Genomic DNA, 13,085 nt, shown 5'->3' with positions numbered 1-13,085 from the left:
TAAAATTAACTAAATAATGAACTTTAAATTAGACCAATTTTGGTTTTAATCCTGACCCAGTTTCCTTGACATAAACTTTTACGAACGTGGCCTATCCTGACGAAAAAACTCTGCTCAAAGTAACGCAAGGCGATGAAGCCGCTTTTGCTGAACTTTACAATTATTACAAGGTACCCGCATTACGGTTTTCTATCTCACTTCTGAAAGATGAAGAGGAGGCTGAAAATATGCTGCAGGATGTATTTGTGAAAATTTGGCTGAAGAAAGAGCAGATCAAACCGGACCTGAATTTTAATTCCTATTTATTCACTTGTCTCAGAAACATGGCGTTTGATCATTTCAAGAAAATGGAAAAAAGTGAATTTTTGCGCAAGCAATACATGGAAATAATGAAGGCTTCTGTGGATGACGAAAAGGAAGAAAAGGAAAGACGTATTTTTATGGTACAGACAGCCGTTGAATCCTTGTCTTTGAAAAGGAAGCAAATCCTTCGTTTAAATATCGAGGAAGGAAAATCGTATCAGGAAATTGCAGAATTTCTTAGAATTTCAAAAAATACAGTGAAAAATCAGCTTGTCAAGGCTAAGCAGATATTAAGAGAAAAGGTGGATTTTGCTGCCGTATGAATTTTAGAACTTTATATAACCCGTTCTTTAAGTATTGCCTTACCATCATTATACCCCGATAACTCTACACCAGATCCTAAACCCGAAAAAGGAGCCGAAAGGCTCCTTTTTTTATGATTACATAAAAGTAAATTTATTTCAAACCCGAAAGTTTATCAAGATCTATTGCACTTAAAATACTTTTAAGCTGGTCAACAGAAAGGTTATTTCCATTGACGTTAACAACAAATCTGTCAGCAACCAATACGTTCAATTCTCCTGATTTATTTTGGTTATCGTATTTTTCATATCCTTTATATCCTTCCAGTTTCGTGGTTTTTTCATAGCCTGTCGCAGTTTCCTTGTCGATATCAGCCATGGTCCATGCAGCCAAAGCCATTGTGGCAACGCCTGCTACACCGCCAGTATCAAATATTTCGACATGTGCTGATGCGTCACCGTCGCCGCTATATTTTGCTTCTGCTCTGGAAATTGTAAAACCCATTGCCCCGTTTTTTTCGCCGGTTGCTTCGGTTCTGCTCATTCCTTCAGCTTTTTCTGGTAACAATTCTTTCAGTTTGCGAAAATCAACCGGGTCAACGGCCTCTTTGTTTTGCATCGTTTTTGCTTTGTCGGCAAACTGCTGCAAAGCTTCCACTGCATTGGCAGGTGCTTCTTTTTCCTCTTCCTCTTCTTTTTTGCCTCCGCAACCAGAAAGGAAGAGCACTGATACAAGAGCCAGGGATAAAATAAATCTGTTTTTCATACGAGTAGGTTTATAAAATATTCGGGATAAATGCAATTTAACAAAAAAACTATTCTGTTTGGCAATCACGCAATTAACTACTCGTTTCAGTTTATTACCCTATTTTTTGTAACGCGTTTTTTCTGGATTGTATGATAAAATACAGGCCAAGAATAACAACAGGGATACTAAGGATTTGACCCATGTTCAGTGCATAATTTGCTTCAAAAGCTTCCTGGTTTTCTTTTAAAAATTCATACAGGAACCTTAACGTAAATACCCAAACGAAAAAGACACCGACTAAAAGTCCACGTGGCGTGTTTTCCTTGAATTTATTCCATAACCCAAGTAAAATGAAGAAAAGAATGAAACAGGAAATGGATTCGTAAAGCTGAGCCGGATGTCTTGGGATTTGCAAAAATTCGGTGTTTTTCATGAAAATAAATCCCCAAGGCAGATCGGTTGGACGTCCCACAATTTCAGAATTCATCAGGTTTCCAAAGCGAATGAACGAACCTGCAAGCGCAACTAAAATAACCATGCGGTCTGCGATCCACAAAAAAGTTTGCCCTGTGGCTTTTCTGCTTCGGGAATAGAGGAACAATCCTGTGATAATACCAATTACAGCACCGTGACTGGCCAAACCTGCATAAGGCGGTAATATCACTTCCAAAGGATTTTTAAACAGCACTTCGGGTTCATAAAAAAGGAAATGTCCCACTCGCGCACCAACAACGGTAGAAATGACCATATATAAAGTCAGTGCATCAATATCTTCAAGTGGTTTTCTTTCTTTTTTGAAAATATGAATCATAATTTGTTGCCCGATTAAAAAACCGGCAGCGAAGAAAAGACCATACCAACGAACGGGAAAGGGGCCGAAGCCCAAAGTTTGAGGGATTGTAAAGATTTCGGGATTAACGTCCCAAATTATATAGGAAATCATGCGTTTATGATGTTAATTGTCAAAGATAATACTTTACACAACGAAGCAAAATGAAATTTTTACTCATTGGCCTGGTACGAATTTATCAAGGTGTTTTATCACCGTATCTACCCAATTCCTGCCGTTATACGCCTACCTGTTCACAATATATGATTCAGGCCATTACAAAATATGGTGTTTTGAAAGGTGTTCCGATGGGATTGAAACGGTTTTCAAGATGCCATCCCTGGGGAGGTCACGGACATGATCCGGTGCCCTGATTTATTTTTAGAAATTTAATAATTACCCAATTGCCACTTTCCTCAATATTGAATCAATGATCGTCGTAGTTTTTACGCCATCCGCTTCCGCTTCATAATTCAATAAAATCCGGTGGTTCATGATATCTGGAGCCAACTCTTTAATATCTTCAGGTAAAACATAATCACGGCCTTCCAGATAAGCAAGTGCTTTTGCAGCTCTGTTTAGATAAATCGTCGCACGTGGAGAAACACCAAACTGAATATACCGCGCTTCATCTCTTAAACCATAATCCAAAGGCCGACGGGTTGCAAAAACAAGTTCAATAATATAACGTTCCAGCGTTTCTGAAATATTTACATTATTTACATTTTCACGAATAGCAAAAAGATCTTCCTTATTCAGGATCGGTTTGATCTTATAGTCAAAATTGATATTTGACATTCTACGCATTACTTCCAGTTCTTCGGTTTTATTAAGATAATCCACATAGACTTTCATCATAAACCGGTCAATCTGCGCTTCCGGCAAGGGATAAGTTCCTTCCTGTTCAACCGGATTTTGTGTGGCGAGTACAACAAACGGTTTGTCGAGCAAATAAGTCTGGTCGCCAATTGTAACCTGTTTTTCCTGCATTGCTTCCAAAAGCGCGGACTGCACTTTTGCAGGAGAACGGTTCACTTCATCAGCCAGAATAATATTGGAAAAAATGGGTCCTTTTTTAACTTCATAATCTCCGATTTTTGGCTTGTAGATCATTGTACCAATCAAATCGGCCGGTAATAAATCGGGGGTAAACTGTATGCGGCGAAAATCCAGTTGCAGCACTTTTGCCATTACGTTGATCGTAAGCGTTTTGGCTAGCCCGGGAACACCTTCCAGGAGAATATGCCCGCCGGTAAAAAGTCCGATAAGTAATCTGTTAAGCAGTCTATCCTGCCCAACCACTACCTTTTTCATTTCGTCAAGTACTTCTTTTACTTTTTCTAAATACATGTAGTGTTTATTTTACCACGGATTTCCGGGGTTTAGCAAAGAATTTTTTGTTATTGACAGTTGGTTGATAATCCTATGTCACCCCTTCGGGGTTTGTTGGTTGCCAGGTCAGATCACCCTATAATAATGTCATCCCTTCGGGATTTGTACCGCACTATTTGCTGACTCAATTTTTTATTACAGTTTGATTATTTATCCCAAACCGCACGCACAAATCTGTCTTTTCCGTGAATGTCGCGAAGAATTTCGACTTGCTTATAATTTCTTTCTTCAAAAACCTGTTTTGTTCCTGCACCAAAATGTTCGTTGATTTCCACGTAACATTTTCCGCCGGTTTTAAGATGATGAATTCCAAAATCAGCAATGGCTTTATAGAATAATTGCGGGTCGCTATCTTCTACAAAAAGTGCTTCATGTGGTTCAAAACGAAGTACATTCGGGCGCATGGTTTCCGCTTCCGAGTATGTTACGTAAGGTGGATTACTTACCAGACAGTCGAATTTAATAATATTTCCGGGCAATGGAAATGTTACATTAAGCATATCCTGCTTTGCAAACTGCACATCTGCAATGAGTTGTCTTGCATTTTCACGCGCCACAGAAAGTGCTTCATCCGAAACATCCCAGGCGTGAACAGTAACATGCGGAAGAAAACGTGCCAGAACAATAGCAATACAGCCGCTACCGGTACCTATGTCAAGAATGGAAACATCTTTGTCGGGTTCGGCATAATCGCGCGTTACCATTTGAACCAGTTCTTCTGTTTCCGGGCGAGGTATTAAAACCGATGATGAAACGCGGAATTCAAGTCCGCAAAATTCTGTTGATCCTATAATATGCTGAACAGGTTCATTATTGTTTAATCGTTCAATAATTCCCTCCCAGTCAGGCTGCGCAGTATTTTCAGGAACAGGACGATCAACGAGAACATCGATGTTTCTTAACCGCATATAATGTTCCAGAAGCATGAACGCTATGGCCTGGGTTTCTTTGGGCGGATAAACTTTAATTCCACTAACAATATGTTGATATAACTGACGAGCCGAAGTCATTTTTAGTTGATTTTTTATTCTGATGTCGGAAAGTTAGCAAATTATAAGAACTCACGAAAGTTGAGTTTGAAACGAGGTTTGTATTTTTGTCAAATGAACGAGGATATCAAGTGGATGCAGCGGGCATTATTGCTTGCAGAATATGGTCGTGGAAGTGTCAGTCCAAACCCTATGGTCGGATGTGTGATTGTACATAATGACCGGATTATCGGAGAAGGCTGGCACCGGCAATACGGCGGTCCTCATGCCGAAGTGCATGCTGTTGAGGACGTAGAAAAAAGAAATAATGGTCATCTGTTCTCTGAGGCGACTGCGTATGTTACGTTGGAGCCTTGTTCACACACAGGAAAAACACCTCCCTGCGCGGATCTGCTGGTCAGCAGAAATGTCAAAAAAGTGGTTATCTGCAATGGAGATCCTAATCCTTTGGTATCGGGCAGAGGGATTTCACTTTTACGTTCTGCTGGAATTGAAGTGGTTTGTGACGTTTTAGCTGATGAAGGATTGAAATTAAATAAACGTTTTTTTACCAGTTTTATAAAAAAACGGCCTTATATTATTTTAAAGTGGGCTGAAACCGCGGACGGTTTTTTGGCAGGAAAAGACGGAGAACCGATACAGATCAGTGGTGAGTTTTCCGGAATGCAAGTGCATAAATGGAGGGCGGAAGAAGATGCTATTTTGATTGGATATAATACGGCGGTAAATGATGATCCGAAATTAAATGTCCGTCAATGGGAAGGAAGAAATCCGGTAAGAATTGTTTTGGATCGAAATCTTCAACTTCCGGATTCTTTAAATTTATTCGATAACGTACAACCAACCATTGTTGTTAACTATAATAAAGAAACGGAGCCGGTTACTATTCCGGAAAGATATTCTGAAAATTTTAATATTTCCTTTTTGAAAATAACTCAGGGTGAAAACGAAATAGAAGAAATTCTTCATAAACTTCATAAACGAGGTATTCAATCGGTGCTGGTTGAAGGAGGAGCAAAAGTTTTGTCTTCGTTTTTAGAGTCAGGTTTGTGGGATGAAATAAGAAGATGCCAGAGTTTGAAAACAATCGGTAGCGGAATTAAGGCACCACTGCCAATGGGAATATTGACAGGTGCTGAAAAGGTTCAGGATGATTTGTGGAGTTATTATTTGAATTCTTAGACCTTTTCGGTCTTCGGAACTTTATGAAATACTGAAACTTTTGTATTAGTTTCTAAGGATTTTTTTTCTTTATCCGATTTAATAAACTCACTAATGGCAGTTTCTTCATCTGTTGTTAATGGTCTTGAATCAACTATAAAATCAACTTCAAGAGGCTCTTTTATCAGTCCCATAATGTTACGCTAGTTTTGGAAATATCTTTGTATTAGATCTAATGCGGTTTTCGTATTTATTACCATAAGATGTCCACTTACATTAATAGCACCCAATGTGTCAATGTAATGATTAATTAAAGCTGTCTTAGCGATAAATGAGACATAGCCATCATTAGCATGTTGAAATGAATATTGACAAGCGAATGCTACTAAATTTCCCGGTACACCAAAATAAGTTTTATCTCTTCCAATATTGAAAGGTGCACTTTCAATCAAGTGCATATAAATATGATCTGGCTTTACCTCTAAACTAATAATTCCTTGGATTATTTTCGGATTGTTTGCAATTGTTAATTTAAAAACTTCCCTTTTCGATCTGTTAATCTCATTGTGCCAATCAAATCGCCATTCACTTTTTTTGTTAACTCCTTTAATTTCTTCACTGGTTAATAAAGAAATACTTGTCGGGAAACTGTCACCTGACCTGGCGTTTTCAATTGAATTTGTCAGCTTATCTACAATGAAATCAAGTTGACTGGATTGCTTTCTTTTCACTAAATGAATTTACGAAAAATTGACTTTATTGACAAATTGTATGTGAAAAGATTAGCATTACTAAACTGGTATGTGGCGATAAACCATTTATTCCTAAACACTCCACATTTCCTCTTCTGAAGTCCAGATATCCCATGCTTTTTCCGCCTGCATTTCCAGCATTTTTAACCCGTTGTGAACAACCGCTCCCTGCGCGGCACCGTTTTTCATGAAAAGCGTTGTAGTAGGGTTGTAGACTAAATCGTACATGAAATGGCCTTTGGAAATAAACTGATATGGAATTTCCGGGCAAGTTTCGGTATTCGGGAAAGTGCCTAGCGGTGTAGTATTAATGATCAGAAGATGGCTTTCCATGATCTCCTGCGTCAATTCTTCGTAAGTAATGGAATCGGCACTTTTTTGTCTTGATACAATTACATATTCCGTTTTCATATCTTCCAAAGCTGTTTTCACGGCTTGTGCCGCACCACCATTACCCAACACTAAGGCTTTAAAGTTACAGCAAGCCTCCCCACGGCGGTCCATCCACTCAGATATGGATTGTCTGAATCCGTAATAATCTGTATTGTAGCCTTTTGTACTTCCGTCTGCAAAAACTTTTATGGTATTTACTGCACCTATTCGCTCAGCAGATGCATCATCCAGATCGTCCAGAAAAGGTATCACGTCCTGTTTGTATGGGATTGTAACATTTAAACCTTTTAATTCCGGATGCCTTTTTAGTAATGCGGAGAGGTTTTCGAGCTTTGGCATTTCATAAAGATCGTAGCTGCAATTCAAAATTCCTTCACGGACAAATTTTTCGGAGAAATAACGCTTGGAAAAAGAATGTGTAAGGGGGAAACCTATTAAACCATATAAATCCATAAGTACAGAATTAGGAATCATAAACGCTGTTTCAGTTGAACAGCAGCAGTTTACGAAGTGGGAAACGAATTGTTTTTTTGAAATATTCTCTGTTAGAGGCGACGAAGTTACTTCACTCTGTCTTGAATAACAAAAACACATTTCAATGAGATGGGATCTGAATTAAATAATAAACAAATCTGAAACATAGGATTTATTTAATGGTTTTTAAACATCTAAAATTTTGGCAATAAAAAATAGTAGTCTATATATTGTATCTAATTAATTTTTATTTAACATTAGAAGTAATTCTCCAAAATATATTGAAATACTTCTACTTTAAAAATTGATGATATTGAAAAAATTCTACCTCCTTGCTACATTAGTTATGCTTATCTCTAATGCTGCATTTGCGCAGTATCGGCTTTTATTGAGGAACGAATCGTTCACTCCGGAAAAAAATATCTCTGTGGCAGGCGTTGCTGAATTAAACCGTAAAATGACTTCGCTTAACAGGAAGTCATTTGTCATCATACAATTTGAAGGAATTCCGACAGAAGCGGAAACTAAGGAATTAAAAGAAAATGGTATACAGCTGCTCGACTACATTCCTAATAACGCTTATTCGGCAACGATCACAGGGAATCTTTCAAGTGCTGCGTTACAGCGTGTTAGGGTAAGATCGGTAATTGAATTATCGGCCAGCCAGAAAATGCAGGTTTCCCTGGCTAATGGGAATTTTCCTACGCACGCAGTCAAACTTGCCGGCACGGTTGATGTTTGGGTAAGTTTTCCCAAAACATTTTTATTTCAGGAAGTTGCTGATGAATTAAGAAATAAAAATTTTTCGATTACTTCTGATCTTTTTAAGAATTACGGAGTATTGGAATTACGTATACCTGTAAGCCGTCTGGGTGAGCTGGCTTTGCTGCCGTTTGTCCAATATGTTCAGGCCATTCCGAAGGAAGATACACCTATAAATGATCATAGCACTGTAAATGCACGGGCAAACGTACTGGGTTCTTCTGTGTCGGGAAATCGTAATTTGCATGGAGAAGGTGTTGTAATAGGTATTGGAGATAATTCAGATCCGCTTTTACATGTTGATTTTACAAACCGGATTATTAACAGGGAAGCTGTGGATGTAAGCGGCTCGCACGGTCTGCATGTCATGGGAACCCTTGGCGGAGCAGGGATTGTCAATGAAAAGTACAAAGGATATGCCCCAAAGGCGACGATTCTGGCTCATTATTTTTCTAATATCCTGGCTTATTTGCCAACTTACGTAAAAGATTATGGTATGGTTGTTACCAATAATTCGTACGGCAATGATGTAACCAGCTGCGAGTCATTTGGTACATATGATTTATATTCCCAGATATTGGACCAGCAGGCTTTTCAGATGCCTTATTTACAAAATGTTTTTGCGGCGGGTAATAGTGGTACAAGTGCCTGCAGTCCTTTTCCAAGCGGTTTTGGAAATGTTTTAGGAGGATATCAATCTGCAAAAAATATAATCAGCGTAGGTAACACAACACTTGAAGGTGATATTGCTGAAAGTTCAAGCAGAGGTCCTGCCAAGGATGGACGTATTAAGCCTGAGATTGTTGCGCAGGGAATGAATATTACATCAACAATACCAACCAATATATATGGTACGTCTTCTGGTACAAGTATGGCAACGCCTGCGGTTACCGGTAGTATTGCCTTGCTCTATCAGCAATTCAGAAAGCTGAATGACGGCGCAACTCCGAAAAGTGGATTGGTGAAAGCGCTGATCTGTAATGGAGGAATAGATAAGGGAAATGCAGGGCCGGATTATAAATACGGTTTTGGCTGGGTAAATCTCTTGCGTTCGGTGAAAATGATGGAAAGCAAAAGTTATGCGGATGATTCTCTGACCAATGGTTCTTCCAAAACACATGTTATTGCGGTACCTGAAAATACTGCGCAGTTGAAAGTAATGCTTTATTGGAATGATCCTCCCGCAGCAATTCTTTCCAGCCAGACGCTGGTAAATGACCTGGATCTGGAAGTTACCGATGCATCGTCTGTAAAGACCTTGCCAAAACTTTTAGATGCGGCTCCTTTAAACGTAAATAACGCTGCAACAACCGGTGCTGACCATATCAACAATATTGAACAGGTTGTAATTGATAAACCAAATGCAGGTAATTATACGATCACAATTAAAGGGACCGCAATCAATCAAAATCCAAGACAGGAATATTTTGTCGTATATGACGCCGTTCCCATTGAGACGACAATTACTTATCCGATCGGAAATGAGCATGTGAAAGATGGTGATGTGATGTACATCAACTGGGATTCTTTCGGCAATGATTCAAACGGATTTTCGGTTCAATATTCTGTCGATAATGGTTCCTCCTGGATTGATATTAATACGGCTGTTGACGCAAGTCTTCGCCAGCTTAGCTGGACAGTTCCTGCTGTAACGACGAGCCAGGCAAAAGTAAAAATTACTAAGAACGGTACAAATCAAGTTAGTGTCAGCGAAGCTTTTACGATTATTGGCGTGCCAACACCTGCATTAAGTCCGGTTCAATGTGAGGGATATATTGCTATGAACTGGGATGCAGTTCCGGGTGCAACAGATTATGAGGTAATGATACTCCAGGGAGATGAAATGGTTTCTGTTGCAACAACAACAAATAATAATTATACCTTCAGTGGTTTGTCAAAGGACCAAACTTATTGGGTAAGCGTTAGAGCACGTTTAAACGGAAATCCGGGAAGAAGGGGAGTTGCGCTGTCGAGAAAACCAGATAGCGGAAGCTGTGCGGGAGCGATCTCAGATAATGATTTAAAAATTGATGCAATTCTCACCCCTGTATCTTCAGGAAGAAAATTGACATCTACCGAATTATCAGCCTCAACAAGTGTTAAGGTCAGAATAAAAAACCTGGACGATATCAGCAGTAATGGAAACTTCAATGTCAGTTATTATCTGGATAATAATCTGGTAAGAGAGCAAACTATTTCGCCTGTTATTACCGCCGGAGGTACTTATGACCATACTTTTGATTTGACCGCTGATCTTTCGGCTGTCAGATCTTATGTATTGAAAGTAGTCGTAAACAAAGCCGGTGATGCAATTGTTGCAAATAATTCGCTTACCAAAACATTTGCCCAATTAAGCAACAATAGTGTTTCGATGCCCTTTTCTGATGATATGGAAGCCCTGCCGCAACAGGAATATTTTACCAGACAAATGGGTCTTTCCGGTTCGGACCGATACGATTTTACAGGAAGTACGGCTTCCGGGCGCATCCGGACTTTTGTCAATTCCGGTGTTGCTTATTCAGGAAACAGGGCGCTTACAATGGATACGGACCGTTACATGGCCGATGGGAATACGAATTATCTGGATGCTACTTTTAATTTATCTGCCTTCAATACTGCGACGGATGATATTCGGATGAATTTCAGATACAGAAACCACGGAGAAGCCAGCAGTGCAGATAATAAAGTTTGGATAAGAGGAAAAGATACCGATGCCTGGATTGAAGTGTATAATCTTTTTACGAATCAAAGCGGGGTTACTGAAGCGTACAAATTATCAGCAGATATTGAAATAAGTCATATTCTCTCGGCAAATGGTAAAATATTTTCTCCAAGTTTCCAGATCCGTTGGGGACAATTTGGAAAGCTTCTCGTTTCGGACGTGTACAATGGAGCCGGATACAGTTTTGATAATATTCAGCTATTTCAGGTTTCAAATGACGCGCAGTTGGTTAGCCTGAACAATCCTGTCGGAGGTTGTGGTATGGGAAATTCTGAACTTGTTAAAGTTACAGTCCGTAATAACTCAGCCAACGATCTTTCACAAATTCCGGTAAAATTCCAGATAGATAACGGCGCCATTATTGCAGAAACGATCGCGTCCTTAAACGGGAAAACGAATGTTGATTATACTTTCCAGTCAACCGCGGATTTGTCGGGTCCCGGGCCGCATATTGTAAAAGTCTGGACGGATTTGTCGTCAGATTCCAACCGGTCAAATGATGTAATTATTACAGAGATGTACAATTCTCCTGTTATTTCTTCCTTCCCTTATCTGGAAGATTTTGAAAAGGGAAGCGGATTTTGGTATACCGGTGGCACCAATGTTTCGCTGGCGTATGGCACACCATCTTCTCCAAAAGTTAGTAGTGCTGCCAGCGGCACCAAAGCTTGGAAAACCGGTTTGTCTGGCTCATATAGCGTAAACGAAACGTCCTATTTATATTCACCATGTCTCGACGTACGCGGTATGGTAGTACCAACTTTAAGTTTCAATGTGGCGCTTGATTTTGAAGATTGCGGAAAAGCAGCCTGCGACTTTGCTTACATGGAATATTCGACGGACGGAATAACCTGGCGTCGCCTCGGTGCAAACAATATCGGGACAAACTGGTATAACAAAACGTACGCAAATAATAACGCCTGGAGTATACAGGATTATACCCGCTGGCACGTTGCGACGATTGCTTTACCCGCCGGTAGCGCCAATTTACGCCTGCGTTTTGTGGTGAAAAGCGATGGAGATATCACGCGTGAAGGAATCGCTATTGATGATATTCACATTTACGACAACCGTAACAGTATTTATGATGGATCAAGCATGTCGGTTGCAGCTGCAAGTTCGGCTGGGGAAAAGGAGTGGGTTAATTACACTTCCAATGGAGCTTTAATTGCCTCGGTTTATGCAAATAATCAAAATCTGGGAGCTACCGATGTGCGGGTGTATATGAATTCAGGTTCTTCAATTCGTATCACCAACGGACAATATTACGGCAACAGAAATATCACCATCAAACCGGCAAATTACATTCTTTCTGATTCCGTAACGGTACGTTTTTACTTTCTTGATACAGAAACGGAAAAGCTGATCGCTGCCACGGGTTGTACTGGTTGCGGAAAACCGGCATCGGCAACGGAACTCGGGATTTCAAAATACAGTGATAGCAACGATGCGAATGAAGACGGAAGTATTGCCAATAACAACAGCTCGGGCTGGTTATTTATCAATGCGCCAAAAGTAAGAAAGGTGCCCTTTGACAAAGGCTATTATGCAGAATTCAAGGTGAAAAATCTATCGGAGTTCTGGCTTAGCAAGGAAACGATGGGCGTGGTAACGCCTTTGCCTGTTGAATTGCTCAGTTTTACGGCGAGGAAAAAAGACGGCCCGGATTCCTCTCCGGATGTAATAACCGAATGGGTAACATCCTCAGAAGTTAATTTCAGCCATTTTGAAGTTGAAGTTGCCAAAGGAAATGATGCTTTAAAACTTGGCCAGTTTATAAAACTTGGAGATGTTTTAGCTGACGGAAGTCCTAAATCGGGTCAGCATTATTCTTTTGTTGATTATGAGGCTAATAAATCGGACGTCAGATATTATCGTTTGAAAATGGTTGACCTGGATGAAACATTTCAGTATTCAAGAGCCGTTGCCGTAGTAATTGATAATAAAATTGACTGGCAGGTTTACCCGAATCCTTCCAAGGATATTTTTAACATTGTATACCAGGCCAGTGCAGGTGAGCAGGTTTCTGTCAATGTCATTGATTTGACCGGAAGATATTCATCAAAAAATAATTTGTCTGCCAACGGATCCATTCAGAAACATCAGATAAATCTTGGTTCCGCGCAGTTTTCTCCGGGATTATATTTGTTTGAAGTTGTAGCGGGAAAGAAAAAAGAGGTATTCAGGGTAATGAAGTCTTCAAATTAAAACTAAAAAACGCACAAGCCAGTTCTGTCAGCTTGTGCGTTTTTAATTGT

The 13,085-nt window shown here is 39.8% G+C and carries 11 protein-coding genes; 4 read left to right on the top strand and 7 right to left on the bottom strand.

The window, feature by feature from the left end:
- Positions 1-86 precede the first annotated feature (86 nt).
- Positions 87-626: an RNA polymerase sigma factor gene (locus FDK13_RS22830; protein WP_137342323.1), complete on the top strand. Its 540-nt coding sequence runs from the start codon at positions 87-89 to the stop codon at positions 624-626.
- A gap of 133 nt (positions 627-759) precedes the next feature.
- Here the strand turns inward: FDK13_RS22830 and FDK13_RS22825 are convergent, their stop codons facing one another.
- Complete coding sequence (locus tag FDK13_RS22825) at positions 760-1,371, bottom strand: hypothetical protein (RefSeq protein WP_137342322.1); 612 nt, start codon at positions 1,369-1,371, stop codon at positions 760-762.
- A 94-nt stretch (positions 1,372-1,465) separates the two neighbouring features.
- Positions 1,466-2,296, bottom strand: a complete 831-nt coding sequence (lgt, locus tag FDK13_RS22820) for a prolipoprotein diacylglyceryl transferase (RefSeq protein ID WP_137342321.1) — start codon at positions 2,294-2,296, stop codon at positions 1,466-1,468.
- A 50-nt stretch (positions 2,297-2,346) separates the two neighbouring features.
- Here lgt and yidD point away from each other — a divergent pair, with 50 nt between their 5' ends.
- On the top strand, positions 2,347-2,556 hold the full coding sequence (yidD, locus tag FDK13_RS22815) for a membrane protein insertion efficiency factor YidD (protein ID WP_137342320.1): 210 nt from the start codon (positions 2,347-2,349) through the stop codon (positions 2,554-2,556).
- A 22-nt stretch (positions 2,557-2,578) separates the two neighbouring features.
- Here the strand turns inward: yidD and FDK13_RS22810 are convergent, their stop codons facing one another.
- Together FDK13_RS22810 and prmC are read right to left on the bottom strand one after the other, a co-directional pair.
- Positions 2,579-3,532: an AAA family ATPase gene (locus FDK13_RS22810; protein ID WP_137342319.1), complete on the bottom strand. Its 954-nt coding sequence runs from the start codon at positions 3,530-3,532 to the stop codon at positions 2,579-2,581.
- 188 nt (positions 3,533-3,720) lie between these two features.
- Positions 3,721-4,584, bottom strand: coding sequence for a peptide chain release factor N(5)-glutamine methyltransferase (gene prmC / locus FDK13_RS22805; protein WP_137342318.1), 864 nt, complete (start codon positions 4,582-4,584; stop codon positions 3,721-3,723).
- A 93-nt stretch (positions 4,585-4,677) separates the two neighbouring features.
- Between prmC and ribD the strand changes: the two genes are divergently transcribed.
- Entirely contained in the window at positions 4,678-5,745 is a 1,068-nt protein-coding gene (ribD, locus tag FDK13_RS22800; RefSeq protein WP_137342317.1) for a bifunctional diaminohydroxyphosphoribosylaminopyrimidine deaminase/5-amino-6-(5-phosphoribosylamino)uracil reductase RibD, read from the top strand.
- Here the strand turns inward: ribD and FDK13_RS35530 are convergent.
- From FDK13_RS35530 to FDK13_RS22790, 3 genes are all read right to left on the bottom strand, one after another.
- Entirely contained in the window at positions 5,742-5,918 is a 177-nt protein-coding gene (locus tag FDK13_RS35530) for a hypothetical protein (protein WP_170982885.1), read from the bottom strand. The genes ribD and FDK13_RS35530 overlap by 4 nt on opposite strands.
- A 9-nt stretch (positions 5,919-5,927) precedes the next feature.
- Positions 5,928-6,455 (bottom strand): hypothetical protein, encoded by a 528-nt coding sequence (locus tag FDK13_RS22795; protein WP_137342316.1) that lies wholly within the window; start codon positions 6,453-6,455, stop codon positions 5,928-5,930.
- A gap of 93 nt (positions 6,456-6,548) precedes the next feature.
- Positions 6,549-7,322, bottom strand: a complete 774-nt coding sequence (locus FDK13_RS22790) for a shikimate dehydrogenase family protein (RefSeq protein WP_137342412.1) — start codon at positions 7,320-7,322, stop codon at positions 6,549-6,551.
- A gap of 328 nt (positions 7,323-7,650) precedes the next feature.
- Between FDK13_RS22790 and FDK13_RS22785 the strand changes: the two genes are divergently transcribed.
- Complete coding sequence (locus FDK13_RS22785) at positions 7,651-13,035, top strand: S8 family serine peptidase (protein WP_137342315.1); 5,385 nt, start codon at positions 7,651-7,653, stop codon at positions 13,033-13,035.
- Positions 13,036-13,085 lie beyond the last annotated feature (50 nt).

This window comes from Dyadobacter frigoris (assembly GCF_005280585.1).
GTDB lineage: Bacteria > Bacteroidota > Bacteroidia > Cytophagales > Spirosomataceae > Dyadobacter > Dyadobacter frigoris.
The sequence above is the reverse complement of the archived record's forward strand: the minus strand, read 5'-3'. Positions and strand labels throughout refer to the sequence as shown.

Excerpts from the sequence above, each read along its gene's own strand:
- FDK13_RS22825 (WP_137342322.1), bottom strand. The coding sequence starts at position 1,371 with ATGAAAAACAGATTTATTTTATCCCTGGCTCTTGTATCAGTGCTCTTC.
- lgt (WP_137342321.1), bottom strand. The coding sequence starts at position 2,296 with ATGATTTCCTATATAATTTGGGACGTTAATCCCGAAATCTTTACAATC.
- yidD (WP_137342320.1), top strand. The coding sequence starts at position 2,347 with ATGAAATTTTTACTCATTGGCCTGGTACGAATTTATCAAGGTGTTTTA.
- FDK13_RS22810 (WP_137342319.1), bottom strand. The coding sequence starts at position 3,532 with ATGTATTTAGAAAAAGTAAAAGAAGTACTTGACGAAATGAAAAAGGTA.
- prmC (WP_137342318.1), bottom strand. The coding sequence starts at position 4,584 with ATGACTTCGGCTCGTCAGTTATATCAACATATTGTTAGTGGAATTAAA.
- ribD (WP_137342317.1), top strand. The coding sequence starts at position 4,678 with ATGAACGAGGATATCAAGTGGATGCAGCGGGCATTATTGCTTGCAGAA.
- FDK13_RS35530 (WP_170982885.1), bottom strand. The coding sequence starts at position 5,918 with ATGGGACTGATAAAAGAGCCTCTTGAAGTTGATTTTATAGTTGATTCA.
- FDK13_RS22790 (WP_137342412.1), bottom strand. The coding sequence starts at position 7,322 with ATGGATTTATATGGTTTAATAGGTTTCCCCCTTACACATTCTTTTTCC.
- FDK13_RS22785 (WP_137342315.1), top strand. The coding sequence starts at position 7,651 with ATGATATTGAAAAAATTCTACCTCCTTGCTACATTAGTTATGCTTATC.